This window comes from Sorangium sp. So ce204, assembly GCF_051526795.1.
In the GTDB taxonomy this organism is placed as follows: Bacteria; Myxococcota_A; Polyangia; order Polyangiales; family Polyangiaceae; genus Sorangium; species Sorangium cellulosum_B.
The window spans coordinates 1208156-1234325 of record NZ_CP150317.1 but is presented as its reverse complement, the minus strand read 5'-3'; the positions used below and the strand labels follow the sequence as shown (position 1 = coordinate 1234325).

At 69.4% G+C, this 26170-nt stretch carries 22 protein-coding genes; 11 read left to right on the top strand and 11 right to left on the bottom strand.

Annotation, left to right across the window (positions count from 1 at the left end; all coding sequences use genetic code 11):
- Window positions 1-744: 744 nt before the first annotated feature.
- From WMF22_RS04560 to WMF22_RS04545, 4 genes are all read right to left on the bottom strand, one after another.
- Entirely contained in the window at window positions 745-1092 is a 348-nt protein-coding gene (locus WMF22_RS04560) for a hypothetical protein (RefSeq protein WP_438034960.1), read from the bottom strand.
- Window positions 1093-1365: 273 nt separating this feature from the next.
- Complete coding sequence (locus tag WMF22_RS04555; protein ID WP_012233438.1) at window positions 1366-1743, bottom strand: response regulator; 378 nt, start codon at window positions 1741-1743, stop codon at window positions 1366-1368.
- 36 nt (window positions 1744-1779) lie between these two features.
- A complete protein-coding gene (locus WMF22_RS04550; protein ID WP_438034959.1) occupies window positions 1780-2316 on the bottom strand; it encodes a chemotaxis protein CheX in 537 nt (178 codons plus the stop codon).
- A gap of 48 nt (window positions 2317-2364) precedes the next feature.
- The gene (locus tag WMF22_RS04545) at window positions 2365-5151 is read right to left on the bottom strand and encodes a nitrate- and nitrite sensing domain-containing protein (RefSeq protein ID WP_438034958.1); all 2787 of its coding nucleotides are present in this window, start codon (window positions 5149-5151) and stop codon (window positions 2365-2367) included.
- A 524-nt stretch (window positions 5152-5675) separates the two neighbouring features.
- Here WMF22_RS04545 and WMF22_RS04540 point away from each other — a divergent pair.
- The 3 genes from WMF22_RS04540 to WMF22_RS04530 are packed head-to-tail and all read left to right on the top strand — an operon-like array spanning window position 5676 to window position 8133.
- A complete protein-coding gene (locus WMF22_RS04540; protein ID WP_438034957.1) occupies window positions 5676-7214 on the top strand; it encodes a hypothetical protein in 1539 nt (512 codons plus the stop codon).
- Window positions 7215-7231: 17 nt separating this feature from the next.
- Window positions 7232-7687 (top strand): hypothetical protein, encoded by a 456-nt coding sequence (locus WMF22_RS04535; RefSeq protein WP_437297880.1) that lies wholly within the window; start codon window positions 7232-7234, stop codon window positions 7685-7687.
- Window positions 7688-7710: 23 nt separating this feature from the next.
- A complete protein-coding gene (locus tag WMF22_RS04530; protein WP_438034956.1) occupies window positions 7711-8133 on the top strand; it encodes a hypothetical protein in 423 nt (140 codons plus the stop codon).
- A 195-nt stretch (window positions 8134-8328) separates the two neighbouring features.
- Here WMF22_RS04530 and WMF22_RS04525 read toward each other — a convergent pair whose 3' ends face one another.
- A complete protein-coding gene (locus tag WMF22_RS04525) occupies window positions 8329-8838 on the bottom strand; it encodes a chemotaxis protein CheX (protein ID WP_437297878.1) in 510 nt (169 codons plus the stop codon).
- Between the two features lie 477 nt (window positions 8839-9315).
- On the opposite strand from WMF22_RS04525, the gene WMF22_RS04520 reads away from it, so the two are divergent.
- The gene (locus tag WMF22_RS04520) at window positions 9316-11487 is read left to right on the top strand and encodes an alkaline phosphatase D family protein (RefSeq protein WP_438034955.1); all 2172 of its coding nucleotides are present in this window, start codon (window positions 9316-9318) and stop codon (window positions 11485-11487) included.
- 24 nt (window positions 11488-11511) lie between these two features.
- On the opposite strand, the gene WMF22_RS04515 is transcribed toward WMF22_RS04520, so the two are convergent.
- Window positions 11512-12933: a multicopper oxidase family protein gene (locus tag WMF22_RS04515; protein WP_438034954.1), complete on the bottom strand. Its 1422-nt coding sequence runs from the start codon at window positions 12931-12933 to the stop codon at window positions 11512-11514.
- 159 nt (window positions 12934-13092) lie between these two features.
- The gene (locus WMF22_RS04510; RefSeq protein WP_438034953.1) at window positions 13093-14613 is read right to left on the bottom strand and encodes a right-handed parallel beta-helix repeat-containing protein; all 1521 of its coding nucleotides are present in this window, start codon (window positions 14611-14613) and stop codon (window positions 13093-13095) included.
- A gap of 644 nt (window positions 14614-15257) precedes the next feature.
- Here WMF22_RS04510 and WMF22_RS04505 point away from each other — a divergent pair.
- Together WMF22_RS04505 and WMF22_RS04500 are read left to right on the top strand one after the other, a co-directional pair.
- Window positions 15258-17006 (top strand): DUF1592 domain-containing protein, encoded by a 1749-nt coding sequence (locus WMF22_RS04505; protein WP_438034952.1) that lies wholly within the window; start codon window positions 15258-15260, stop codon window positions 17004-17006.
- 4 nt (window positions 17007-17010) lie between these two features.
- A complete protein-coding gene (locus WMF22_RS04500) occupies window positions 17011-18483 on the top strand; it encodes a DUF1552 domain-containing protein (RefSeq protein ID WP_438034951.1) in 1473 nt (490 codons plus the stop codon).
- Between the two features lie 18 nt (window positions 18484-18501).
- On the opposite strand, the gene WMF22_RS04495 is transcribed toward WMF22_RS04500, so the two are convergent.
- On the bottom strand, window positions 18502-20124 hold the full coding sequence (locus WMF22_RS04495) for a GMC oxidoreductase (protein WP_438034950.1): 1623 nt from the start codon (window positions 20122-20124) through the stop codon (window positions 18502-18504).
- Between the two features lie 24 nt (window positions 20125-20148).
- Here WMF22_RS04495 and WMF22_RS04490 point away from each other — a divergent pair, with 24 nt between their 5' ends.
- The 5 genes from WMF22_RS04490 to WMF22_RS04470 all read left to right on the top strand — a co-directional run bounded on the left by WMF22_RS04490 (window position 20149) and on the right by WMF22_RS04470 (window position 23381).
- The gene (locus WMF22_RS04490; protein ID WP_438037357.1) at window positions 20149-20541 is read left to right on the top strand and encodes a hypothetical protein; all 393 of its coding nucleotides are present in this window, start codon (window positions 20149-20151) and stop codon (window positions 20539-20541) included.
- 74 nt (window positions 20542-20615) lie between these two features.
- On the top strand, window positions 20616-20945 hold the full coding sequence (tnpA, locus tag WMF22_RS04485) for an IS66 family insertion sequence element accessory protein TnpA (protein ID WP_437294489.1): 330 nt from the start codon (window positions 20616-20618) through the stop codon (window positions 20943-20945).
- Window positions 20939-21361: an IS66 family insertion sequence element accessory protein TnpB gene (gene tnpB / locus WMF22_RS04480; RefSeq protein WP_437294488.1), complete on the top strand. Its 423-nt coding sequence runs from the start codon at window positions 20939-20941 to the stop codon at window positions 21359-21361. Before tnpA ends, tnpB begins: the two co-directional genes overlap by 7 nt.
- Window positions 21358-23022: an IS66 family transposase gene (gene tnpC, locus WMF22_RS04475; RefSeq protein ID WP_437294487.1), complete on the top strand. Its 1665-nt coding sequence runs from the start codon at window positions 21358-21360 to the stop codon at window positions 23020-23022. Before tnpB ends, tnpC begins: the two co-directional genes overlap by 4 nt.
- Window positions 23023-23105: 83 nt before the next feature.
- The gene (locus tag WMF22_RS04470; RefSeq protein ID WP_438034949.1) at window positions 23106-23381 is read left to right on the top strand and encodes a hypothetical protein; all 276 of its coding nucleotides are present in this window, start codon (window positions 23106-23108) and stop codon (window positions 23379-23381) included.
- An 800-nt stretch (window positions 23382-24181) separates the two neighbouring features.
- Here WMF22_RS04470 and WMF22_RS04465 read toward each other — a convergent pair.
- From WMF22_RS04465 to WMF22_RS04455, 3 genes are all read right to left on the bottom strand, one after another.
- Window positions 24182-24931 carry an MXAN_6577-like cysteine-rich protein gene (locus WMF22_RS04465; protein ID WP_438037237.1) on the bottom strand — a complete coding sequence of 250 codons (750 nt, stop codon included), beginning with the start codon at window positions 24929-24931 and terminating at the stop codon, window positions 24182-24184.
- Window positions 24932-25414: 483 nt separating this feature from the next.
- Window positions 25415-25651, bottom strand: coding sequence for a hypothetical protein (locus tag WMF22_RS04460; protein ID WP_438034948.1), 237 nt, complete (start codon window positions 25649-25651; stop codon window positions 25415-25417).
- Window positions 25652-25708: 57 nt separating this feature from the next.
- The gene (locus tag WMF22_RS04455) at window positions 25709-26155 is read right to left on the bottom strand and encodes a hypothetical protein (protein WP_438034947.1); all 447 of its coding nucleotides are present in this window, start codon (window positions 26153-26155) and stop codon (window positions 25709-25711) included.
- Between the last annotated feature and the right edge of the window lie 15 nt (window positions 26156-26170).

Sequence of the window (26170 nt, the reverse complement as noted above, 5' to 3'; positions counted from 1 at the left end):
CGCGGTGTCCTCGATGGCGTCGCGCATGGCCGCCTCGTCGCGCACGTCGAGCGCGCTCAAGCTCCCGCTCGCCGCGATGCCGTCGGCCGACGCGCGGACGGTCGGTCACGTGGCCTGTGACGACACGCCTGTACCAGCGTGCCGCCCTTCATGACGCCTCTCTCGCCTGACGCCCTGCGGGGGCTGCAGGGCGCCGCGCCCAGCGGAGCGAGGCTCGGTGCACCGTCGGTACCAGCGGCCGTTAGCCGGGCTGGGCTCTCGCCGGCTGCTATCGCCTACATAGAACTGCGTTCAACCTGTCGAAGAGCTCGTCGGGGGCGATCTCGGCAGCCAACAAGATGACGAGCGCCTGATGCCACGGGCGCTCTGCATTGCCGCGTGCGACGAACAGCGTTTCTCTGATGGCATCACCGAACAGGCCAATTCGCGGTATGCGGTCGCAAGGTCGGCATGCGTCGCCTCGTCTTCAATGTCAATGAGGTCCGCGACCGCGTTGGCAGGCAGGCTCAGCTCAGCGGCTTCTAGCCCCCCAGATCTCCGCAATTCGCCCGGGAGGCCCCGCCCGAAGAAGGTCGCGCAGCGCTCCGCAACAGGACGGGCACAGTCGTCCAAGGTCGTTTCGCCAGTGCGCAGGCTCCTCCAACAGCGTGTCACAGATCGAGCAGGTCGACGCTGGCCACCATGGATCGAGAGCAAGGCGCGTACTCATCGGGTCATCCTGGAAAGACGCCTCAGCAAATCCGCTCAGCCGGCACCCGCCTCCGGGCGCTCGGCTGAAACGGCTTGTTCGGCATCGTCCTCGTCCACTGTTGTAAAGAAAACGTGCCCCGTGTTCTTGAACCGCAGAAAGCTCCACCAACTCAAGGCGTCGACGCCCTCCACCTTCAGCACCGGAGCCCCACCCTGATTCAAGGGTGCATACTCCCCAGTGGTCCAGTCCGCGAGAACCATTGCCCTGGCTAGTTCTTCTGCTTGCTTCACTGATTGGGCTCGAACCGCGCGCGTCGCGAAAAAGCCAATGATCGGTGATCCCCCGTCTGCCACCTCGACCCTTATACCCATCCCTTCGAGAATCACGCTGTAGTAAGGCATCGACCCATTCCTGCTCGAGAGGCCGAACGAGTAGTCGACTGGCCAACCGACGCCCGTGGCCCAGGTCTGCCCATTCGGGCGCGTTCGGTGACCTCCCGCACATAGGGTCACACGGATCGGCGCTGCCCCGCAACCGCCGAGCGCTGTCCAGCGCCGCAGGTAGATCCGTCCAATACCGGCGGCAGCCGCCGATTTTCCGTAGTGCCGGAGAGCGACGACCCTCGATCGGGCCGAGGTCGCCGAGAGATGGCCGCGGCTCGCGCGGCCGCGGCCTCAGGGCTCGCCGGCGAGCTTCTTCACCGCGGCGAGCAACAAATCCGGCTTGAACGGCTTGATGATCCAGCCCTTCGCGCCGGCCTTCCGGGCCTTCTCGATGAGCTCCGGCTGCCCCTCGGTGGTGAGCATCAGGATCGGGACGCCCGGCGCGAGCCCCTTGTCCCGCAGGCTCTGGATCATCTCGATGCCGTTCATCACGGGCATGTTCACGTCCGCGATGATCATCGCCAGCTCATCCTTGTGGGCGGCGACCGCGGCGACCGCATCCCGGCCGTTGTCCGCCTCCAGCGTGCCATAGCCTGCCCCCGACAGGAGAATGCCGACCTGCTGGCGGACCGTACTCGAATCCTCGACGAGAAGAATCTTCTTGGCCATGTGACGTGTCTCCTCTTGCGTGTACGGCCATCCGGCTCAGAACAGCAGCACTTCGCCCTCGGGCTGCGGATCGGGCATGTTCACCTCCTCGAGCTCCAGCGCGCCGTCGGGCGCCAGCGCGTCGAAGAGCACGGCGAGCCGGTCGTTCCCCGCGGCGAACAGGAGCCGCCGGAAGCCCTCGCTCAGCTCCTCCCTCGCGCGCAGGTGCTCGCCGATCGCGGCGCTCGGCGTCGAGAGCACGATGACCAGCCCGAGGTGGCGCAGGCGGTTCTTCACCCGCCCGAGCAGCTGGTTCGAGAGCTCGCTCGCCCAGTCGCACACCATGTCTTCGTCGAGCTCGCGCTGCTCTCGCAGCGGGTGGCTGCGCGTGATGAGCGCCACGGGGGCGACGATGGTCAGGCTCCCGCGAAGGTGGTCGCCCGTGAAGCCGATGAAGGAGACCACCGCGTTGCCCGGCGTCGCCTCCGACGCCGCGTCGTCCAGCCGCAGGAGCTCGACGCCGTTGTCACGAAACAGGTGGACGCACGACGAAGCGAGCTCCTCATGGATGCGGTCCCAGCTCTCCGAGTTCATTCCCCTCTCCTCGATCTCTCGCTCTGCATTGTCGATGTGCTCACCGTGTCACACGCTCCCCGAAGCCATGCCCGGGCTCGATCCACCCCGCGAAGGAGGAGGCGAAAGCGAGCCCCGCCCGCTCGGAGGCGGCAGCGAGGCAGGGAGCGACACCCCCGCGGCGTCGCTCGGATCCCGGGGGAACCGGAAGCGGAAGGTCGTCCCCTGGCCGCGCTCGGAGTCGAGCTCTATCCGGCCCGCGAGCCGCCGGCACTCGTGGAGCGCGACGCCGAGCCCGACGCCGCGGCCGGAGACGTCCGTGACCTGCTCGGCCGTGCTGAAGCCCGGCGCGAACAGCGCGGCCTCGAGATCGCACCGCGTCGCGCCCGGCAATCCGACGGCCACGGCCTTCTCGCGCACCCGCTCCCAGTCGATGCCCGCGCCGTCGTCGCCGATCTCGATGACGATCTCGTCCGCCGTGATCCGCGAGGCGAGCGTGAGCGTGCCCCTCGACGGCTTGCCCGCCGCCTCGCGCGCCTCCGGCCGCTCGATCCCGTGGTCCATCACGTTGCGCACGACGTGGCCCAGCGCCTGCCACATCCCGGTGAACCGCGGCGCGGGCAGCCGGACGCCCCCGGCGTCGATGCGGACCTCGGGCTTCGGCTTGCCGAGCTTCCGGGCCAGCGTCTCGGCCTGGTCCTTCATCCGGCTGAACCGCACCTCGGTCCGCTCGTCGCGGAGGGCCGTGATGGCCCGCTCGATCTCGGCGGGGTCGCGGCGCTGGCGCACCATGGCGAGCAGGGCATCGACCTCTTCATGGCCGACGTCGGCGCGCGAGGACTGCGCCGTCGACGCGAGCAGGACGCTCACGCGCCCCACGAACGCGAGCCACACGTCCCTCAGCGCGTCGATCTGCTCGTCGGACGGCAGCGCGCGCTCCTCGACGACGAAGCTCTCGATCTCGTGCGCCACCCTCGCCACGCTCGTCACGTCCCAGAGCCCGGCGTTCCCCTTGATCGTGTGCACGAGGCGCATCACCTCGTCCACCTCGCCGCTGGACCGCGCGCTCACCGCGTCGACGAGCTTCGTCGTGTCGTTGACGAAGCCGACGAGGCCGAGCCGGTCCTTCACGGCCCGCTCGAACACCTGGATATACTCGTGCTGCTGCTCGGCCTCGCGCACGGAGGCGATCGTGGACGTGACGTCCGTGATCACCATCAGCGCCCCGTTGAACTGGCCCTCTCCCGACAGGATCGGCTTGAAGCCGAGCGCGAGGTAGCGGCCCTCGCGGTGCAAGGTCTTCGGGAGCTGATCGAGGACGACCTCGAGCGGGAGGAAGTCGTCGCAGGCCGCCTCCCACCCCATCCTGAGGAACGCGCAGGCCCGCGGATCGTGGCCGGCGATGCGATCGGCGAAGTGCTCGTCGCGCGCCGGTACGCCGAAGAGGCGCTCGAAGGCGGCGGAGTGCACGGGCTCCATCGTGCCGTCCCGGTGGATGGTCACGAGGGCCTGATCGACGTTGTCGAGGACGAGGCGCATCTCCCGGTTGCGCTTCTCGAGCTCCGAGGTCCGCTCCGCGACCGTGGCCTCGAGGTTCTGCCGGTGGCCCTCGAGGACCTCGTCGCGCGCCTGGATGCCCGCCAGCATCTCGTTGAAGGCGTCCGTGAGCGCCCCGAACTCGTCGTCGGCGGTCTTGCGGGCGCGCGTCGTGTAGTCGCGCGTCCGCCGGACGTGGGCCGCGGCCTCGCCGAGGACCTCGAGCGATCGGGAGATCCCCCGCACGAGGACCAGCGCCAGCGCGACCGACACGAGGAGCACGAACGCCGAGACAGCGACGCCGTCGCGCACCGTCCTCCGCGTGTCCGCCACCCTGGCCGCCGCGGCGCGCCGCATCCCGGAGATCGCCTCCTCCTCGATCGCGGCGAGCCCGTCGACGCGCCCCTGCTGCGCCTCGAACCACGCGTCGTGATCGATCGCCAGCGCCTCGTCGGTCGACCCGATCGCGGCGGCGCGCAGCTCGTCGGCGCGCCGCACGCGCGGGTTGGAGCGGGCGGCGTCGTAGAGCGCCCGCGCCGGCTCCGACGCGTTGGCGATGAACTCCTCGTGATAGAGCTGCTCCTCCGTCATCAGCGTCACGAGCGTCTTGAAGGCGCCCGGCTCGAACTGCGTGGACGCGAAGGCGTGCGCGAGCAGCGCGTGCTGGCGGCTGGCGCGCTCGGCGAACTCGTGGACGGCGACGATCGACTGGATGCTGCGCAGGAGCTCGCCCTCGTCGCTCAGCTCGGAGAGGCCGGCGTTGGCCCGGATGAGGCTCACGTTGATGCCGCCGAAGACCCTCAGCACGCTGTCGAGCGACACCGTCTTCGCGTCGGCCTGGCCCCGGAACGCGCCGAGCTCGCCGACCTTGGCGCGCCCCTCCGCGAGATCGCGGGCGAGCCGGCGCGGCAGCCCGGAGAGGTCGCGCGCGGCCAGGAACGCGTCGAGCTGGGCGAGGCTCTCGTCGGTCGCCGCCCGCGCGTCCCGGAGCTGGCCGCCGGCGCGCAGGAGCTCCGCCGCGCGATTGAGCGGCGGCGTGGCGTGGCGCTCGCCCTCGACGTCGGTCGTCTCCGGAGGACGGGCCTCCAGCCCCTCGACCAGCGCGGTCCACGCCCGCTCCTTCTGGAGGGCGTGCAGCGGCTGCGCCATGATCGAGGAGAGCTGCGCGAGGTCCTCGATCGAGCCTATCCCCGCCGCCCTCGCCGCCTGCTGCCGCGCGTCGCCGACGATCATCGCCGCCAGCAGCAGGGCCCCCGCGACGGGGACGCCGGCGAGCGACCACAGCTTCAGTCGAATCGAAGCGCTACGCAATGTCGGCATGCCCCCGTCCCCCCGGCGTGGCCCGCGCGGCGCGGCGCCCGCGCGCATCTCGTGTGCTTCGTGACGAGGGATCTCGCGCGAACGCCTGTCCCCCCGCGCGGCGCACTCAGCACGAGCCCCGGGCGAGCTGCCCCCCGCGCGCGGCGCGGAGGGTGCACGTGCTGCAGATGACGCAAGTGACGCAAGCGATGCAAATGACAATCAACACGTGCACACGTGGAGTCATCATCAACGTTCGCCCGCACACCATGTACGCTCCCCTGATTCACGTTCTTTCCCGTTGTGATGTCTCACCCAGCTGTGGTGCACCGGAGCGTCACGGAGCGCGCCGAGTTCACGCCCGCCCTCGTGGCCGTGTATGCTACGCGTGAAGTTCGCGAGTCCGCAAGAGCGCGTGCGACGTCGGCTGGAGCCGCGACGAAGGCTCTGCGAACGGGGAGAAATCAATGATGATGGGTCGGAGTTCACTGCGGCGAGCGCGGAGAGGTCGCCTCGCGCGCGCTTCGAGCGCAGCCGTCGGAGCAGTGCTCTTCACGGCATCTCTCGCGCACGCGCAGGGCCCTGGCGCCGGCGTCGCCCCGGCGCCCGCCGCGACCGGAGCGCCCCCCGCCGCGCCGGCCACGACTGGGGCGTCCGCCGCCGCGCCTGCCGCGACCGGAGCGGCCGCCGCCGAGCCCGCCACCGGCGCGGCCGCCGCCGAGCCCGCCACCGGCGCGGCCGCGGTGACCCACGCCGCTACCGGAGCGGCCGCCGCCGAGCCCGCCACCGGAGAAGATGCGATGGCCGCGCGGCTCGCCGCTGCGGAGAAGCGCTCGGCGGAGCTCGAGAAGCGCCTCGAGGCGCTCGAGGAGGCGCAGGCCGCGCCGGAGCACGACGACAACAAGGATCTCTTCCGGATCTACGGGTTCGTCGACGTCGGCGTCCAGCGCACATGGGTCCCGGAGAACTCGGGCCTCGCGGCCGCCCTCCCGCAGGCGAACGCCACGAACTTCGTCGTGGGGAACTTGAACCTCTACCTCGACGCGCAGCCGACCGATCACTTTCGCTTTCTCGGGGAGCTGCGGTTCACGACCGCTCCCGGCGGCTCCCCGGTCCAGGCGGACGCGGCGACGCTGCCGCCCGGCGTGGTGGGCAGGACGACCACGCAGCCGTACGGCACCTTCGACTCGACGGCGATCGCGATGGGCTCGCCGACCACCTATGGGGGGCTCGTCTCGATCGAGCGCGCCCACATCGACTGGACGCGCTTCAACCTCTTCAAGGTGCGCGTCGGGCAGTTCTTCACCCCGATCGGCATCTACAACGTCGACCACGGGAGCCCGGTGCTCATCACCGCCGCCATCCCCTATTTCATCACATCGCGCCTGTTTCCCACGCGGCAGACCGGGATCATGATCTATGGCAGCACGTTCGCGGGCCCGTGGGAGCTCGGGTACAACGCGTACGTGAGCAACGGGCGCAACGAGGACGCGCCGTTCGCCTTCGACGACAACCGCGGGTTCGGCGGCCGCCTGCACGCCAGCTACGAGGACCCGGGCAAGATGGCGTTGAAGCTCGGGGCGTCGTTCATCGCGAGCAGCTCCCGCGACTGGGTCGCCGATTACAAGGTCGGAGAGTTCAACCCCGACATCCATGCGACGTGGTCGTTCCAGGAGTACACCGGGGCCGGCGACGTCTCGCTCGACGTCGGGACCACCCGCCTGCGCGCGGAGGCGGCGGTCGTCCGCGTGGTCTACGACGAGGGAAAGCGCCAGGGGGGCTTCGGGGTCTACGCGCCGGACGCCTGGAAGACCTCCACGTACGCCGTGGCGGCGCACCGGCTCGATTTCCTGGACATGGAGCCGTTCGTCATCGGCGCCGCCCTGCACGCGCCCTTCTACGGGCACGACACCATGTTCCAGCTGGGCGGCGGCTTGAACTTCTACATCACCCCGGACGTCACACTCCGGACCCAGGTGCTGCGCACGATCATGACCGCCCTGCGCGATCAGCCCCCGGGGGTGCCGGAGATCGAGGACTTCCACACCACGAGCGCGCTCGCGCGTCTGATCCTGGCCTTCTGAGAGAGGTTCGACGCACCATGAAGCGTTACTCCCTGCTGCTCCTCCTGGCCCTGCTCGGCATGACCCCATCGGCCTCGTCCTTCGCGGTGGAGGACGAGATCGTCATCGTAGTCAACCAGACCAACCCCGCGCGGGCGGCGAGCCGCGACACCCTCCGCCCGATCTTCCAGACGACGCGCACCGAGTGGTCCGGCAGGTCGATGATGCCGGTGAACCTCCCCGAGGACTCCGCGCTGCGGAAGCGCTTCGACCTGGCGGTGCTGGGCCTCGATCCCGAGGGCGTCGCCCGCTACTGGATCGACAGGAAGATCCGCGGCGGCGAGCGGCCGCCGCGCAAGGTGGCGAGTCCGAGCGCCGTGCTCCGCGCCGTGGGCGAGGAGGAGGGTGGTATCGGCTACCTCCTTGCCAGCGACGTGAACCCCACCGTCAAGGTGATCGCGCGCATCCGCGACGGCCGGGTCTTGCCGCCGTGAGTCCGTGGAGAGAGGAACGAACGATGGTCATTCACCCGTCTCGCATCATGCCGTCCACCCGTCGCGGCGCCCTGGTCGTCGCCCTCGGCGCGATCTCCGCGACGATGCTCGTGGGATGCTGGGATTCCGACCCCTGCGACCCGGGCCAGCAGGTCATCGGAAACGCGTGCTTCGCACCGTTCCCGCCGCCCGGCGTCACGAGCAGCGGAAGCGCCGTCGGCAGCGGCGGCAGCGATGCCACCAGCAGCGGCGCCACGGGCAGCGGCGGTAGCGACGCCACCGGCAGCGGCGGCAGCGGCGGCGCCACCGGCAGCGGCGGCAGCGGCGGCGCCACCGGCAGCGGCGGCGCCACCGGCAGCGGCGGCGCCACCGCCGGCGGTGGTAACGGCGACGGTGGCGCCACGGGTAGCGGCGGTGCCAGCGGTACCGGCGGCGGCAGCCCCTAGAGCGACAAGCGGGTTGAAACCACGAGAAAAAGCAAGAATCTCACAGGGAGGCGGGGAGGCGGGGAGCGAGAGAGGGCAAGAGGGAGAAATTCATTTTTTCTTCCTCCCCGTCTCCCCGCCTCCCTGTGAAAATTCTCCGGGGTTCAACATGATTGGTGTTCGAGACTGCGCGGCGCGGGTGCCGCGCGAGAGCGCTCAGAACAGGATCACCTTGCCATCGAGCGGAAGCGGGGACGAGTTCGAGAACACCAGCGAGCTCTCGTCGAAGTCGCCGCCCAGCGTGACGACCACCTCGCCCTTCAACGTCCGGAAAGCATAGCAGAACTGCTGTTTGCTGCCCCGGTACCGCCGCGCCACGTCGCTCGCGCGGCGCAGCTGCGGCAGCTCGGCGTGAAGCGCGATCTGGAACCGCGCGAGGCGGCTCTTCACCTTTCCCATGAGCTGATTGACGACCTCGCGCATCCAGTCGTCGACGCTGTCGAGCGCGGGCGGCAGCCCCGTCATCGCGCGAAACACGCCAGGGTGCGCCGACAAGGCCAGCAGGCCGGAGAAGCCGGGCGCGGAGAACTCGACCGTGCTCGCGGGATCGCTGTGAACGAGCGCCTCGTCGCGGCTCTCTCCGATGTCCGCAGGCGCTATGGCGACGCCGTAAAAGTGGAAGAGCTCCACGGTCGCGCCCTGAACGAGGACGTCGATGGTCCGCACCTTGCGCGATGAAGGAGACCTCGAAGCAGGCGACGGATCGCTGGACGGGCCGGAACGCCCAGGCCCGAAGGATGGCTGCCCGGATCGGGGCGGTGGGAGCGTGTCGCGACGCTCGGCGCCGGGGCGGTCAGGGATGCCGTGCCCTGACCGCAAGTCGGACTCACCCTCCGGTGTCGTGCTCCGCCGCCGCATGACAAACGCTCAACTTAGCTCATCTATCCCTCGATGACCAATGCGGTCCTCGGACAGGACGTGCGAGCACGCGACGGCTTATCTATCACGCCTGATCACGCCTGACCACGCCTAACCACACGTAACCATGCACGTCAACGCTCGGCGACGTGTGAGCGCACACACTTTCTCTGCTCACCGGACGCCGCGCGTTGCGCTTTACAGGCGTGGCCGGCAGCGCGCGAAGCGGCGGGGTCCACGAGGAGATTGACATCAGCGAAAGTTCCAGGATTCCCTGATCGCCCGATGCTGAAGCGCAGAGATTTCCTTCGAGCCACGCTCGTCACCGCCGGCGCGCTGGTCGTCCCGGCCTGCGGCGATGATCCCGAGACGATCAACCCGCTCGACGACGAGCGCGAGCTCGCGGACGGCTCCGAGTACTTCCCCCAGTCGGTCGCCTCCGGCGATCCGCGCCCCGGCAGCGTCGTCCTCTGGACCCGCCTGCAGGACGGCGCAGCGGATCTCGATCTCGAGGTCGAGGTCGCGACCGACGCCGGGTTCGCGCGGCGGGTGGCGCTCGACGCCGGACAGGCGAAGGTGAAGGCGCTCGCGAGGCACGATCACTGCGTGAAGGTGAAGGTCCGCGGCCTCGCGGCGGGCACGGTCTACTACTACCGCTTCATCTACGTGAAGGGCGACACGAGCTACGCGTCTCGCGTGGGGCGCACCAAGACCGCCCCGGCCGAGGAGGCGGACATCAAGGTCCGCTTCGCCTACGTGTCGTGCCAGGATTACGTGGGCCGGTACTACAACACCTACCTGGCGCTCGCCCAGGAGGAGCTCGATTTCTTCGTCCACCTCGGCGATTACATCTACGAGACGGACGGCGATCCGAGCTTCCAGAGCGCGACCGGGCGCCGCGTCGTCTTCACCGACGTGGCCGGCAGCATCTCCCTCGGTGAGGGCGACGGCGCCTACCACGCGGCGAGATCGCTCGACAACTACCGGGAGCTCTACAGGACATACCGCTCCGACGCGAACCTCCAGAAGGTCCACGAGAGCTTCCCGATGATCGCCACGTGGGACGACCACGAGTTCTCGAACGACTGCTTCGGCGCCACGGCCACCTATTTCGACGGCCGGCAGGACGAGACCGACGCGGACCGGCGCAAGGCCGCGAACCAGGCCTGGTTCGAGTACCAGCCCGTCGATTACGGCGACGACGTCGAGCTCGACCCGGACGCCTCGCTCCCGGACGAATTCCACATCTACCGCGACTTCGTGTTCGGCCGGCACGTCCACCTGGTGATGACCGATCTGCGCAGCTACCGGCCGGATCACCTCATCCCCGAGGACGCTTTCCCCGGCAGGGTCGCGCTCGATCAGCCGAAGCTCGTGGCCGAGCTCGGGGAGGTCCCCGCGGCCGCCCTGCCCTACGTGGACGTGGAGACCTACGGCGACGGCATCTATGCGCCTGTCCTCCTCGGGGCCGCGGAGACCGTGGGCTACGACCCCGCCGAGGTCACGGGGAAGATCAGCGTCGCCTTCATCAACGAGATCGTCGCCGCGGCGAACGAGGACCTGCCGGAGGACATGCAGATCCCCCTCATCGACGCCGCGGAAGCGGGCCTGGAGCGGGGCATCGCCTACGTGGATTTCGGCAAGCTCAACGCGTACGGCATGATCGGCACGCGCTACTTCATGGCCAAGGACCCCTTCGATATCTACGCTGCCATCCGCTACAAGGAGACGCAGGGCGCGAGCGAGGACGTGATGGGCGCCGAGCAAGAGGCCTGGTTCCTCGACACCATGGAAGGCTCGAAGGCGACCTGGAAGGTCTGGGGCAACGAGTACTGCCTCGTCCAGCTCGCCGTCGATCTCAGCCCCTATTCCCTCCCCGCCCAGTTCAAGCGCAGCTTCTACACGACCACCGACGCCTGGGACGGCTTCCGCAACAAGCGGGACGAGCTGCTCGAGAGGCTCGTCAGGCTGGGGGGCGTCGTGGCGATCACCGGCGACGTCCACGCCTTCTACGCTGGCACGCCCGGACCGAGCGGCGATCCAACGAAGAAGATCGTCGAGCTCGTGGGCGGCGCCGTCTCCTCGGCGTCCTTCCGCGAGATCCTGACGAGCCAGGTCTCGAGCGATCCAACGCTGCGCGGGCTCCCGGGCGCCGCGGCGCTGGCCCTCAGCATCGACACGCTGCTCACGTCGCCCGAGACGAAGATCAACCCGCACCTCGCCCACGCCAGCAGCAACGCCCACGGCTATGTGGTGGTCGAGGCGAGCGGGCAAGAGCTCGTCGCCGACATGCGGAGCATCAAGGCCTCCGAAGCGCAGACCGACTACTCGGGGAGGATCGGCGACCTGAAGATCAGCAGCAAGCGCTTCCGCGCCCTCCCCGGGGAGAGCGAGCTCTACCTGGACGACGGCGGCGCCTGGAAGCGCTGGGATCCCACGACGCAGGCGTGGGTCTGACGCCCGGCGGCCCGAACAGACCGTTCACGGCATCAGGTGGAGCATCGCCATCATCCCCAGATCCGCGTGGTCGAGGATGTGACAGTGGAACATCCACATGCCGGCGCGATCATCGAACGGAATGGCGATCCGCACGGCCTTTCCAGGCACGAGGTTGACGGTATCGCGCCATGCGCGCACGGGCGGCTCGGCGCCGTCGATGTCGAGCACCTGAAAGAAGAACCCGTGCAGGTGGAACGGGTGATCGTAGTTGGTGGTGTTCGTCAGCGTCCAGATCTCGACCGTGTTCGTCTTCGCAGAGAACATGAGAGAGCCGTCCGTCTGGCCGTTGATCCCGAGCACCGCTCCGTCGGTATCGCCCTGCTCCATGAACTCCACCGCCTGTCGTTGCGCGCCCGCGGTGTCGATCGAGGCGATCTCGGCCAGACGCTCGGGAAGCGGCGGCGCGCCGCGCCCCGGGGGCTCGTCGGCCAGCTCGAGACGCATGAGATCCTTGGGCTTCTCTTCGCTCGGCAGGTGGAATCGATTCGCGTCGAGGAGCGGGATCACCACCGACTGGCCCTCGACGGGCAGCATGGTGAGCTCCGCGCGCTCCCCCGGGGCGAGCCTCACCTCGTCCACGGGTAGCGGGCGCTCCGAGAGACCCCCATCTCCGCCGACGAGCACGAGCGGCTGGTCCGGCACGGCGAAGCGGAAGTAGCGGCTGCGCGCGGCGTTGACCACCCGCCAGCGCTGCGGAACCCCCTCCCGCGCCGCGACCGTCGGCACGATCTTCCCGTTGACAAGGACCGTCCCGCCCTCGCGCCCGAAGTAATCGCCGAACCATCCGCTCTCGTCAGCGGGGGTGAGCGAGCCGTCTTCCTCGATGCCGATGTCGCTCATCACGAGCAGCAGCTCGTCGCCGAGCGGCGCCTCCTCGGCATCCTCGACCACGAACGCGCCGTAGAGGCCCGCACCGACCTGGGCGCTCGAGCGAAGGTGAGGGTGGTACCAGAACGTGCCGGCGTCCGGCACGGTGAAGGAGTACTCGAAGCCCTCGCCCGGCTCGATGGGCTTCTGCACGTGCTGCGTCCCATCCATGGCCGCCGGCACGCGCAGACCATGCCAGTGGACCGTCGTCGCCTCGGGAAGGTGGTTCTGGAGCTTCACCACCACGCGGTCGCCCTTCTTCGCGCGGATCGTCGGACCGGGGAGCATCCCGTTGTAGGTCCAGACCTCGGTCGTGAGCCCCGGGACCACCTCGATCGCGGCCACCCTGGCCTCGAGGTGCACCTCGACCACGTCGGGCGCGGGGTCGTGATCCTCGGCGTCCGGCAGCCGCAGCGCGTCGTCCCAGCCCGCCGGCTGCCGGAGGTCCGGCGGCGCCTCTTCCGCGCCGCAGCCCGTGAGCAGGATCACGAGCGACAGGATCACCGCCATCTCTCCGGCAAAGCGTGCCGAGGACACGCATCCTTTGCGCCTTGCGCGGGGCAAGGCGCATCCGATCCAGCGCATGCGCCGCCCTCTGCAAGGCGCGATCCCTCACGCGGGAGCCGACCTGTGGGTTGTGTGGGGTGACCCCGCGGGCCGTGGAGCGAGCCTCGCCGCGGGGCTGCGCGGCGCGGGCTACCGCCCGAACGCGCCGATCGTGAGGCTCGCGCCGTCGTTGCGCGCCCTGGCCTGCTGGTGCGGCGTGTACTGGTGCTCGACCGGCGGGAGGCCGTCGAGCGAGGCGCCAGCGCCGATGAGCGGCGCGCTCGCGGCGGGCATGAAGTCGTGGTCTGCCGCGGAAGCGAACGCCGGATCGACACCGAAGATCGAGTCGTCCAGGCCGTCCACCTGCCCGATCACCTTCACCACCTCCCGGACGGGATCGAACGGCAGCCACCCGTTCGTCACCCAGTTCCCGGACAGGGTGAGGGCCCCGGCGGCCACGCCGTCGCGGTCCCCGAGGAAGGTGACCGCGCGGAGCTCGGTCGGCTCCAGGCTGCTGGCGAACACGTTGTTGCGGGCGTCGATCCGCTCGTCGTTGGTCGAGGCCTCGAACATCGCCGAGCGATCGTAGTCGTCGTAGTTGTCGTTCTTGACGAAGACGGTGTTGGAGAAGAAGTGGAGCGTGCCCTTCCTGTAGTACTCGGTCTGCCCGCTGTCCCCGCCGTAGTGGATCATGGACGCGCCGTAGCCGTTGCGCAGGAGCACGTTGCCGTAAATGAACGTCTCGTGGAACGACGGCAACGCGACCGAGTCGGTCGCCTCCTGCGCGTCGACGAGGTCGATCAGGTGGGCGCCGTCCTCGATCCAGTTGTACCGGATGACGACGCCGGCCGAGCGCTCCTTGATGTTGTTGCCGTGGCCGCCGCGCGTGGGACCGAAGCGGTTGAACTGGTAGATGACGTTCGAGGCCTCGTTGTAGACGTTGTGCTCGTTGTAATCATCCATGCCGTTGTCGTGGATGTAGTTGGATTCGATGAGCACGTTCGTGGTCAGGATATCCCCACCGGCCGTGCCGATGAAGAGGCCATTGGCGTTCTCGTGCACCTCGCAGGCGCGGATGGTCACGTGATCGCCGCGCTCCACGAAGATGCCAGCCGCGTTGCCCGAGTAGGCCACCCCCGACCCCGCCTTGTCGGTGAAGCGGTGGGGGGGCGCTGCGTTCTTGATCTCGAGCCCCTCGATCGTGATGTGGGTGGGCTCGAGCTCCCACGCGTCGTCGTGCTTGTGCCCGACGATGATGAGCCCCCGCACCTGGTGGCCGTCGAAGGGGAAATCGAGCTCGGGCCGGGTGGTCGCGTCCTGACCATCGATCACCGGCAGCTCGCCGTTCGGCCCCGGGACGCCACAGAGCCGGATCGGTTGCTCGGCCGTCCCCTGGCCCCCGAGCATGATCTTCTCGTGGTACCCCTCGGCACGCCAGAAGACGCGCACCGTGTCGCCAGCGACGAGCGATTCAAGCGGGACGTTGCCGATCGCCTCGAACTCCTTGCCAGGGCCGACCTGGTAATCCCTGCCGCTTCCGACGTGGCTGCAATCGACGTGAATCGGCGGAATGTTCACGACGGGCGGAGGGAGCGGCGCCGGACCGCCCCGGCCATACGTCGTCTCGCCAAGCTCGCCGGTGCAACCGGCGGCGAGGAGCAACCCGGTCACGCAAGCTCGAACCCTCACAGAATTCTCCACGATATGGGCCATAAAAGCTCCATTGTAATTTTACAGACCGCGAGGCCTTCTCGCCTCAGTGCGGCAAGATGACACGTCGATGCACTTTGTCATGCGCCCGGACATTGCTGCTGTCGCATCTTCCGCCCCCAAGGTAGTAGGATGTAATCCAGATTCGCGCCGGATGCCGCTTTCGCGAAAGGCTCGCCGACGGGGCGTTCGTTACATCAAACCATCTTCCTTACATCGAACCATCGATGACAACGGCGCTCCTGTGAGAAGAAGTCGAGCCGCCGAGGACGCCAAGAAGGGATTTTTCTCGCATCTCTGAGGGCTCCTGGGGTCCTGTCGGCTCTCTTCGATCAACGGCCCCTCGCTTCATTCGAGACGATGACGTAGGGTATGCACAGGGTGCATGAGCTCCATGCGGCCCGTGAGCTGGATCCCACCGATGCGTTCGTCGATTATCCACGATGGATGGAAGCCCCGGTTCAGCGATCGCTCGATGCCAATCCCCGGCGGACGGCGAACACGCGGCACAGCGTGGCTCGATGATTCCCGGGAGGCGGGAGGATCGCGTCGAGGCCCCTGCGATCCAGCCCGCTGTGTTCAGCGACCGCGCGAGGAGTGAAGCCATGAAGCGAACAGAGCCCGACGGCGTGAACCCCCTCGACGTCCTCGATAGATTCACCGCGCCAGGGGGGCGCGCGACGGCGCTCGCCGGCGCGATCGTCCTCGCGGCGTCCCACCTGCTCTCGGGCTGCGTCGGCGACCTCGGAGGCGACCGCGGCGGGTCGCCGAGCGCGAGCGGGCTGGTCGACGTCGCTCCAGCGGGGATGCGCCGGATGACGCCGGAGCAGTTCACGAGCTCGATGCGCGACCTGTTCGGCGATCCGGGGCTCGAGCTCGACCTCGACCCGGACGCGGGAGAGGTCGCCTCGCTCCTCGCCGTCGACAAGCTCAACGCCGCGGCGGAGGCGATCGTCGCGCGGCGCGCGTCGTGGGGGACGCCGGTGTTCCCGTGCGACACGAGCGGCGCGGACGACGAGGCGTGCGTGGACGGCTTCGTGCGGGCGTTCGGGCGCCGCGCCTTCCGGCGCACGCTCGACGAGGCCGAGGTCGCGATGCTCAAGGGCCAGTACGCCCGGGCGCGGAAGGAGCAGTCGTTCGAGGACGCCCTGCTCGTCGTGCTCGAGACCATGATCCAGTCGCCCTACGTCTATTACTTCGTCGAGCTCGGCCGCGACGGGGACGGGAGCGAGCCGCTCGCCTCCGGCGTCCGTCCGCTCACGGGCTTCGAGCGGGCGTCGCGCCTGTCGTATTTCCTCTGGAACACGACGCCGGACGACGCGCTGCTCGACGCCGCGGAGTCCGGCGCGCTCGACACGGCGGAGGGCGTGCGCGCGCAGGCGGAGCGGCTCCTCTCGAACGACCGCGCCCGCGCCACGGCGAGGCGCTTCTTCGCCGATTGGCTTGAGCTCGACGGCACGAACAAACACGCCTCGCTCGAGAGCGCGCCGAAGAGCCCCGAGATCTATCCCGAGGATTCACCCGCGCTGCGCGCCGCCATGCGCACCGAGCTCGAGGCCCTCGCGGAGCGCGTGCTCTTCGAGGGGGACGGCAGGTTCGAGACGTTGCTCACGACGACGGACGCCTACGTGAACGGGCCCCTCGCCGCGCTCTACGGGGTGGAGGGCCCCGCCGACGAGCGCACGTTCGCGTGGGTCTCCCTCCCCCGCGATCAGCGCGCGGGGATCTTCACGCGGGCGGCCTTCCTGAGCGTGTTCGGCAGCCTCGAGGTCAAATCGCCGATCCGCCGCGGCGCGTACATCCTGGAGCAGGTGCTCTGCCGCCCCCTCGGCCCGCCGCCCCCCAACGCGAGCGACGTGCCGGTCAAGGGCGGAGCCGTCGAGGAGAACGGCGAGGTGGTGCACAGGACGATCCGCCAGGACGTCGAGGCCAAGACGTCGAGCGGCGCCTGCGCGAGCTGCCACAGGACCATCAACCCGATCGGCTTCGCGTTCGAGCATTACGACGCGCTCGGGCGATGGCAGTCGCAGGAGGCGGGCGGGGACGCGCAGGCACCCTACCTGCTCGACATCGACGCACGCGGCGGCCTCCCTGCGCTCCCTCCGGAGGAAAAGGGCGTGGAGGTCGACGGCGGCGTCGGGATGTCGGCGGCCCTCGCGGCGAGCCCCGCGGCGCGCGCCTGCCTCACGAGGCGCTTCTTCCAGACGGCGCTCCGGCGCGTCCCGATCGACCAGGATCTCGCGTCGATCGAGGCGGCCACGCCGACGCCCGAGAGCGGCGGCAGCGTGCGTGATCTCATCGTCTCCCTCACGACCAGCAACGCCTTCTTGCACCTGCGCCAGATCGAGGAGTGAACCCATGAGCCGCGCCGCTTTCAGCCGAAGGAATTTCCTCCGCACCGCGACCGGTCTGTGCATCGCCCTGCCGCTGCTCGAGGCAACCCATGGGGACCTCTGGGCCGCGAACGGCAGGGCCAGGCGGTTCATCGTGTTCTTCAGCCACGGCGGCACGATCACGTCTCGCCACTCCTCCGGGGAGAAGGGGGATCCCTGGAAGCCGGGCGCCTGGAGCATGCTCGACCTCTGGGCGCCCGGCGGCGAGGGGTCGGCGCTCGAGGTCCTCGGCGAAGAGATGGCTCCGCTCGAGGCCCACAAGGGCGATCTCACCCTGCTCCGCGGCGTCGACGACGCCGCCGGGATGATCCAGGGAGACTACGGCGGGCACCACGGCTGCTCCAACGCGACCGTGCTCACCTGCGCCGATACGACCTCGGGAGGCGACGACGCCAGGGCGCTCGGCCCATCGATCGATCAGGTGATCGCGCAGCGGCTCGCCGGCGAGAGCCCGGCGCCGTTCTCGTCGATCGATCTCATGGTCGACGGACACAACTACGGAGAGCCGCTGTACACCGCGGCGGGCGAGCAGGTGTCCAGCGAGAAGGACCCGACGAGCGCCTTCGACCGGCTCTTCCAGGACGTCACGGAGACAGCGTCGGGTCCGACGCCCGAACAGCTCCGGCTCCGCGCCCACCGGAAGAGCGTGCTCGACGGCGTGAGCGAGCACCTCGCTGCCCTGAAGGGGCGCGTGAGCGCGGCCGACAGGCACCTGCTCGACGCGCACGCCGAGCACATCCGGAGCCTGGAGAAGAAGCTCGAGGGCATCTCCAACCTGGCGGCCTGCACGAAGCCGGATGTCGGCGGAGCGCCCGTGTACAAGGGATACGGCTCCTACACGGGAGGGGGAATCGAGGAGGCCGCTCCCCTGCTGGTCGACGTCCTCCTGCATGCGTTCCGGTGCGGTCTCACGCAGGTGGCCACCTTCCAGGTGGCCGACGTCCTAACGAGCTGGCTGCCCCAGCCCTACAGCACCGACCTCGGCCACAGCCTCGGCCACGCCGCCCTCGACGTCGGCCCGAGCGGCGCGGAGCCCGACAGGCTCGAGGACTGGCGCGCGACGATCCTCGCGAACCGCACCTGGCGTATGGAGCTCTTCGCACGCCTGCTCGACGGGCTGAAGAGCACCCCGGAGGGCGACGGCACGATGCTCGACAACAGCGTCGTGCTCTTCACGAGCGAGTTCGGGTGCGGCGGCGGGCACTCGCCCCGCGATATCCCCGTCCTGCTCGCCGGCAAGGCGGGCGGCAGGTGGCCGGGCGGCCGCCACGTCAACTACAACAAGCGCGCGAGCGCGGATCCCACCCAGTCCGAGTACGAGACCGACGCCTCGATGCACAACGTCTACACATCGATCCTGCGCGCCTTCGGCTACGAAGACGAGCACTTCGGGAACGACACGGCGTACAGGAAGGGCCCGCTCGCGGAGCTGCCGTGAGAGGCGCATGCGGCGCCTTCAGCGCGCCCCGCTGCTGGGAAGCTCCGCGGCCCCGGAGAAGGCAGGGTTGTCGCGCCTCGGGGGCAGCTTGCTCATCGCCCGCTCCGCCATGGCGGTGATGGTGAGCGACGGGTTCACGCCCAGGTTCGACGGCACCATCGAGCCGTCGACCACATAGAGGCCCTCGTGGCCGAACACCTGGTTGCGCTCGTCGATCACCCCGCGCTCGGGGCTCTCGGCGATGGCGCAGCCGCCGAGGATATGCGCCGTGGTCGGCACGTTGAGCACCGCTTCGTTGATGGCGTTGCGCGGGGTGCCGTCCATCAGCACGGCCAGCCGCTTGCCGACCACGTTGGCGACGGGGATGTACGCTGGAGGCTTCGGCTGGTCGGGCGGCCTGCGGGTCGTCATGCCGCCGCGTTTCCAGACGAGCTGCATGTAGTTGTCCAGCGTCTGCATCACGAGGAGGATCGTGGAGCGCCGGGCGAAGTTGAACGGCAGGAGCCCCGAGATCAGGTCGATGGGGTGGAGCAGCCGCCGCCCCAGCCAGCGCAGCCAGCGCGGCAAGCCCGGCGCGTCGTCGGTGAGCACCGTGCCCAGCGCGCCCATCACGTCCGAGCCGGCGGGGTAACGCACCGGCTCGATGTGCGTGCGCGCGTCGGGGTAGATACCGCTCGTGATCGCGATGCCGCGGGAGTAATCGACCCGATCGTCGCTGGCCGTCACCCCGAGGATGACCTCGCTGTTGGTCCGCACGTAATGGCCGAGCTGCGGGGAGAGATGGGGTAACCGGCCCTCGGCCCTCGCCTTCAGCAGGAGCTTCACCGTGCCGAGCACGCCGGCGCTGAGCACTACCGCCCGCGCCCGGAGCGCGCGTCGGCGCTTCCTGAGCAGCGCGGTCGAGCGCTCCAGGGTGAGCTCGTAGCCGCCGCCCGGGAGCGCGTCGATGGCGGTGACCATCGTCTCGGGCTGGATGGTGCAGCCCTTCTTCTCGGCCAGATAAAGGTAGTTGAGGTCGAGCGTGTTCTTGGCGCCGAAGCGGCAGCCCACCATGCATCCGCCGCAGTGGACGCACGTGGCGCGATCGGGCCCCTCGCCGGCGAAGAACGGGTCCGGCACGCGCTGCCCTTCCTGCTCGCCCTCCCTCGCGAAGAGGACACCCACGTTCGCGACGTGGAACGTGTCCCCCCGGCCCATCTCGTCGGCGATCTGCCGGAGCTGCCGGTCGGCCGGCCAGAGCTTCGGGTTCGCGGTCACGCCGAGCATGCGCTTCGCGAGCTCGTAGAAGGGCATCAGCTCGTCGCGCCAGCTCGTGCCGGCCGGCCAGCCGGGGCTGGTGAAGGCCTCGGGCGGGGGCACAAGCAAGGTGTTGGCATAGACCAGCGAGCCGCCGCCCACGCCCGCGCCCGAGAGGATGAGCGTGTCCCTGAGCAGCGTCAGCCGCTGGATGCCGTGACAGAGCAGCCTGGGCGCCCAGAGGAACTTCCGTACATTCCAGTTGGTCTTCGGAAAATCCTCCTTGCGCCAGCGCTTGCCGCACTCGAGCACGGTGACGCTGTAGCCCTTCTCGGCGAGGCGCAGCGCGGAGACGCTGCCGCCGAAGCCCGAACCCACGATGGCGAAGTCGACGTCGAAATCCATGCCACCCGCTTCTCGAGGCGGAGTATGGCCCGTTCGGTCTCTCGAGCCCACCGGCGGACGCGCCTCGCGCCTCGCGCCTGCAGCGAGGCGGAGCGCCGGCTCGGCTGGATCATCGGCCAGCACCACGCCCACCTCATCCCGCGCGGGCTGCCGGGCGAGGGCAATCTCCTCGTCTTCGACAACGGGGGCTGGGCCGGCTACGGCTCCGCGGCGCCCAGGGCTACGCCGCCGAGGCGGATTTCTGCGTCGCGCCCACGGAGGGGAGCGAGGCGCAGAGATGATCGGCGTCAGGCGGACCTGCGCGCGGGCGCCCACGCGCTCGGCGCGCTCCCGTGCGCCTCACGGCGCGGCGAGCTGGCCTCGTCGGTCGCCGCGCGGAGCGAGGAGCGCGCGCTGCTGGTGACCGGCGGGGCGTAACCGCCCGACCAACGCCATCGTGATCAGCCCGTCGGGGCCGGTTACCAGTTCCCATCGCGACGAAGGAGGAAGCGATGGCGACGAGGGTGGAGTGGGCCGAGCGGGTGGAGCGATGGGAGCGCAGCGGGCTGAGCGCCGAGAAGTTCGCGCGGCGCGAAGGGTACAAGCCGAAGCAGCTGTACTGGTGGCGCTGGAAGCTGCGAGCTGACCAGCCCTCGCCGTCGTCGTTGACCGAAGCGCCGCGCTTTCTGCCGGTCCACGTGGTGACGGACGCATCGGTCGTCGCGCCGGAGCCGATCGAGATTGCGCTGCCCAACGGGCGGGTGGTGCGGGTCCGGCCGGGCTTCGACCCGGCCACGCTCGAGCGGGTCCTGGCGCTCGCGGCCGAGGAGACGCCGTGCTGACGCTGCCGCCGTCGGTGCGCGTGTACATCGCAGCCGAGCCCACGGACCTGCGCAAGAGCTTTGATGGGCTGTCGGCCTTGGTCTCTCAGCGCTTCGGAGCCGATCCGATCTGTGGGCATCTGTTCGTGTTCAGGAATCGGCGAGGTGACCAGATGCGCGTCTTGTTCTGGGACCGCACTGGCTACATGATCGTGGCGAAGAAATTGGCCCGCGGGCGATTCCATCTCGCCCGCGACCTGCCCAAGGGGACCACCCACGTTGAGGTCGATGCGGCCGAGCTGTCGCTGATGCTCGAAGGGTTCGACCTGTCCGAGGCCGTGCGGCGCAAGCGCTGGAGGCCCAGCGTGAGAAAAATTGCTCCGTCGAAGCAAAGCTTGATGGATGCGCGGGGGATAGCTATCCCCCGCGCCACGTGACCAGTCCTCTTCAGTCCCAGGCACAACTGCCCGCCGATCTGGCGGATGTGCGGCGCAAGCTCGAGCAGCTGGCGGCCGCCGGGCAGCTTCCGGAGCTCATCGACCTGGTGCTCGGGCTGCTGGTCCAGCTACGCGACAAGAACACCGCGCTCTCGGCGAGGCTCGCGAGCGCGCTGCGCGAGCTGTACGGCCGCAAGAGCCAGCAGGTCTCGACCGAGCAGCTGATGCTGATGTTCGCCGAGCTCGGGGCGGAAGCGCCGCCGGGGGCGGCGGGCTCGGAGCCCGGCGCGGACGCTCCGCCGCAGCCGGAGCAGGGGCTGGTGCCGCAACCCCCTGAGCCGCCGAAGCCGCCGCGAGGACGGGGCGGGCGCGCGCCACTTCCCGAGCACCTGCCGCGTGAGACGCGCGTGGTGCCCGTCCCCGAGGCGGAGCGGACGTGCCCGCAGTGCGGCGCGGACAAGAAGTGCATTGGCCATCGCACGAGCGAAGTGCTCGAGTTCGTGCCGGCGCAGTTCAAGATCATCGAGGAGAAGCGGGAGAAGCTCGCCTGCCCGCGTTGCCCCGAGCAGGGCGTAACGACGGCGGACAGCGAGAAGGTGATGGACCGAGGGCGCCCAGGACCGGGGCTGCTCGCCAGCATCCTTGTCGAGAAGTTCGAGGACTCGATGCCGCTGTACCGGCAGACGCAGCAGTACGCGCGCTTCGGCGTGTCGCTGTCGCCGTCGACGCTGGGAGACTGGTCCGCGTTCGCGCTCGATGTGCTCGCTCCCGTGGCCGAGAGGCTCGGGGAGCGGGTGCTGGACTCGTTCTATCTGCGCGCCGACGACACGGGGATGCGGGTGCTGGATCGAGATCATCCGTCGGGGGTGAAGCGAGGCCATATCTGGGCCTTTGTCGGCGCGGATCTCGTCGCGTTCCTGTACGCACCGGACTGGAAGGCGAAGCATCCAGCCGCGCTGCTGCAGGGCTTCACCGGCTACTTGCAGGGCGATGGATACGCGGGCTATGGCGCGATGCTCCGCGGAGGCGACGACGGCGAGATGATCGTGCCCGAGGAGCGTCGGCTCGGCTGCGGGATGCACATCCGCGCCAAGTTCGAGAAGGCGGCCAAGGGCGGCGACGCGCGAGCGGCGGTAGCGCTCTCGTACTTCAAGGCCATCTACCGAATCGAGGCGACCTGCAAAGATGAGGCGCTGTCCACGGAGGCGCGCCTGGCGCACCGGCAGGAGCGGTCGCTCCTCGTTGTGGACGAGCTGTATCAGTGGATTCACGAGCTGCACCTGCGGCTCGTGCCAGGCACATCGCTCTACATGGCTACCCAGTATGCCATCAACCAGGAGGCAGCGTGGCGGCGCTGCTTCACGGATGGACGCTTTGAGATAGACAACGGCGAGGTCGAGCGGCAGCTAAGACGTGTCGCGCTCGGAAGAAAGAACTATCTATTCGCGGGCTCCGACAAGGGCGCTCAGCGCCTGGCCATCGGCTACACGATCTTCGGCTCGTGTCGGATGCACGGAGTCAACCCGCTCGCCTGGGCGACAGACGTCATCGGCAAGCTGCAGGCGGGCTGGCCGCGCGACCGGCTGGACGAGTTGCTGCCCGACGCATGGGCGAGATCGTCGCGTGCCGCTCCGAGCGCCGGCGACGCCGACGTGACCTGAACAACGCCAGCTTCGGCCGGCCACGCAAGCGGATGCCGCCTCGCTGGGCCTTCTTTCAGGACCGCCTGTGCCCGCTCCGAGTCGTGGGCCGACGCCGCCCCGCGCCCAGCATCGTCGACCCCAGCGAGCGCCGCAAGGGGCCGTGCCCATGGCGATGGCCGGGCGCTTACGGCGGGGCGCCCGCGGGGGCGTGGGAGGCGCTGCGCGTGGCGGCGGCCGAGCCCGGAGGCGGGGAGGCGTCGGCGGCCCTTCTGTTGGGCGCGTGGCGGCCTGCTCCCGACGAGCGCGCGGTCGCCCGCGGCGGCGGCGCGGAGCCGGAGGAGCGCCGCGCCTCGACCGCGGCGCGCCGGGAGGGGTGAGCGCCCGGCTCCGAGCCCTCCAGCGGCTGCGCGCCATCCGGAGGCGCGGCGTCCCCCCACCGGTCGTCCCAGGCCTCGATCCTCGCATCCGCCAGCTGGCGCGCGACCGCCTCGAAGAGACGATCGAACGCGGAGCGCTGGGTCTGGTCGCGGGCCGTGCGGTCCCGCTCCCCCGCTGGATGGGGGAGGAGAAGGATTGAAGCTATCCGGAAGTGAAGGCCAAAGGCGAGCACGACCTCGGATGCCCCAGCCGATCCTCGACGGCCCGCGCCTCCTCTCGGAAATTCCCCCGCGCCCGAGCACGCCGCAGGGGCTGCCGCAGCGACCGCGGCGACCCTCGCAAGAAATAAGGATTCCCGCCTCATACCCGTACGTACCCCGAGCGTTCTCGTTCGGCTCAACGAAAACGCCGCGGCAACCCCGGCGGAAGTTTCTTGTCAGGAGCTCTTCCTTTGTGGCGGCGAGGCGGTCCGCGGAGAAGAGGGAGCGCAGCACGACGATGACATTCCGTGTCTGCCGGAGGTCGCGGACGGCGCAGCCGACGGTACACGGCTCGTTGAGGCTCATCACACCTCCGATGGATCGGCGAACGCTGAAACGGCTCCCTTTTCCGTGTCCTCGACCTCCTGGTTCCGTCCGCCAGAGGTCCGGCGAGAGATTTCAACGCAAAGACGCAAAAAAAAAAAAAAAAGAAGAAGCAGACTATGTCACTCTTGCGTCTTTGCGCCCTTGGCGTCTTTGCGTCAACTTCTCGCTTCGTTCGCGAGACAGATCCCTGGCGGGATTGCTGACACGCGGAACTAGCGACAGATACCCGTGACGCAGTTCTGCCCCTCGGCGCAGGCGGTGCCGCACGCTCCGCAGTTGCTCTCATCGTTGCTGAGATTCACGCATCGATTACCGCAGTACGCCAGCCCCGCATTGCACGTGCACTCGCCAGCGGTGCAGAACGAGCCGCCGCCGCATGTGTTGCCGCACGCCCCGCAGTTGAACTGATCGAGGTTCGTGTTGACGCAAAGCGGATCGCAGTAGGTCTGCCCCGCCAGCGGGCATGTGCAGGCGCCGGCCTGGCAGGTCGAGCCCGCTTTGCAGGTGGTGCCGCAAGCCCCACAGTTCATGCTGTCCGTCTGCGTATCGACGCACGCGGGATCACAGAACGTCTGGGTCGGGGGACACGGAGGTTCGCTGGCCCCACCCTGTCCCCCCGAACCGTCGAGGCCACCTTGCCCTCCCACGCCGCCAGTGCCACCCGCGCCGCCGTCACCGCTCCCGCCTTGCCCTCCGGCCCCCCCGAGCCCCCCCGCGCCGCCGGTGCCACCCGCGCCGCCGTCCCCGTTCCCGCCTTGCCCGCCGGCGCCCCCGAGCCCCCCCGCGCCTCCATCACCGCTCCCGCCTTGCCCTCCAGCGCCCCCGAGCCCCCCCGTGCCCCCCTGCACGTCTCCACCACTCCCCGCGTTCCCGCCGGTAGCGCTACCGGTGCTCGTGGTGGTGGAGCCTGACGTGGCGCTCGTCTCCTCCTGGGTGCTCTCGCCACCGCTACATCCGACCATCGGTGCCGAACAGACGGCCACGCCCGCCAGCCAACCCAGGATCCCCATGTTCACGCGCGCACGATGCATGTCGTCCTCCAGATGTAAGAGGTAAGTGGGGTCGTGCCAACATCATCGCTTGCTCTGGGCAGCTTCGACGACTCCCATGGACCGCTGTCGCTGCGGACGGCGCGCGCGGCTCAGCTTTTTCTCATCTCGGGTCCGAAAAGGACACATGAGCCTCAACACCGGCCGACCGGCCCCGTCCTTCGCAAGGCGTAGAGGCGCTCGACTCCCACGCTTGCGACACCACGACGGCATCGGTCCACGATCAGGGTCGGCGACGCACATGCGGCGATGGGCGCGGCGCCTGGCGCAGGCTTGGCTCCCTCTCGCGATTCGGCAGCATCGTGGCGGCCACCGTGCGTGCCCGGGCGGGGATCCCCAGAGCTCGAGCATGGCCTGCTGAGCAGCGCGCAGTGCTACTCCTCAGCCATTCTCCATCTAATCCTCGTCGTCACTCTCCATCTCGGTGTTCGGCGTGGGCCGGGAGACATCATGTTCCTGCCGCAACCCCGAGTACACAATGAAGGATCCCACGACCGGCAATAGCCATATCAGTGCGCTTTGCAGGAGCTTCTGGTCGCGCGAGTACAGCTCGCTCCGCCACAGGCGCACCGTGATGAACGCCTGAGCGAGGATCGCCGCGGCGACGGTTGTCCACGTGAGGATCGAAAGCATGACGTGCAGCGTAGCCGCCATCCGCCTCACGCGCCCCGGCCGGCGCGTCCAGCGGGCTCAGCCCGCGTCGCGGCCGGGATCCAGCGGCGCGCCGCCGGCCGCGCGCGGCCGCCTCCGGTAGCGCAGCCGGCTCACCGGCAGCCCGTCGGCGATCGCGTGGTGCTCGCGGGGGCTCCGCGCGCCGTAGGGGTTCTCGGCGAGGTGCGGCGATCCGGGCGCGTCGCCCGCCGGCTCGAACGCGGGGTGCGCGCCGATCTGCTCGGCGTACAGCGCGCCGCGCTCCTCGACGTCGGTCTGCACGAAGAGCTCGCCGCCGTCCACGAGCAGGCGCGCGAGGCTGTCGAGCAGCGCCGGGCCCATCACGAGGCGCTTCTTCCACCATGGAGCCAGGAAGTGCAGGAAAAACCGCGCGATCGACGCGTTGGCGTTGAGCGCCCGGACGCGGCCGCCGAGGCCGCCCTTCCGCAGACGCCCGTCGACGATCGCCGCCCGCGAACGTGACACCCCTGGAGCCCGGAT

What these genes read in the sequence shown, in the direction of transcription:
- WMF22_RS04560 (WP_438034960.1), bottom strand. Translation starts at nt 1,092, where the DNA reads ATGCCTTACTACAGCGTGATTCTCGAAGGGATGGGTATAAGGGTCGAG.
- WMF22_RS04555 (WP_012233438.1), bottom strand. Translation starts at nt 1,743, where the DNA reads ATGGCCAAGAAGATTCTTCTCGTCGAGGATTCGAGTACGGTCCGCCAG.
- WMF22_RS04550 (WP_438034959.1), bottom strand. Translation starts at nt 2,316, where the DNA reads ATGAACTCGGAGAGCTGGGACCGCATCCATGAGGAGCTCGCTTCGTCG.
- WMF22_RS04545 (WP_438034958.1), bottom strand. Translation starts at nt 5,151, where the DNA reads ATGCCGACATTGCGTAGCGCTTCGATTCGACTGAAGCTGTGGTCGCTC.
- WMF22_RS04535 (WP_437297880.1), top strand. Translation starts at nt 7,232, where the DNA reads ATGAAGCGTTACTCCCTGCTGCTCCTCCTGGCCCTGCTCGGCATGACC.
- WMF22_RS04530 (WP_438034956.1), top strand. Translation starts at nt 7,711, where the DNA reads ATGGTCATTCACCCGTCTCGCATCATGCCGTCCACCCGTCGCGGCGCC.
- WMF22_RS04520 (WP_438034955.1), top strand. Translation starts at nt 9,316, where the DNA reads ATGCTGAAGCGCAGAGATTTCCTTCGAGCCACGCTCGTCACCGCCGGC.
- WMF22_RS04505 (WP_438034952.1), top strand. Translation starts at nt 15,258, where the DNA reads ATGAAGCGAACAGAGCCCGACGGCGTGAACCCCCTCGACGTCCTCGAT.
- WMF22_RS04500 (WP_438034951.1), top strand. Translation starts at nt 17,011, where the DNA reads ATGAGCCGCGCCGCTTTCAGCCGAAGGAATTTCCTCCGCACCGCGACC.
- WMF22_RS04495 (WP_438034950.1), bottom strand. Translation starts at nt 20,124, where the DNA reads ATGGATTTCGACGTCGACTTCGCCATCGTGGGTTCGGGCTTCGGCGGC.
- WMF22_RS04490 (WP_438037357.1), top strand. Translation starts at nt 20,149, where the DNA reads ATGGCCCGTTCGGTCTCTCGAGCCCACCGGCGGACGCGCCTCGCGCCT.
- tnpA (WP_437294489.1), top strand. Translation starts at nt 20,616, where the DNA reads ATGGCGACGAGGGTGGAGTGGGCCGAGCGGGTGGAGCGATGGGAGCGC.
- WMF22_RS04465 (WP_438037237.1), bottom strand. Translation starts at nt 24,931, where the DNA reads ATGGTCGGATGTAGCGGTGGCGAGAGCACCCAGGAGGAGACGAGCGCC.
- WMF22_RS04460 (WP_438034948.1), bottom strand. Translation starts at nt 25,651, where the DNA reads ATGCTTTCGATCCTCACGTGGACAACCGTCGCCGCGGCGATCCTCGCT.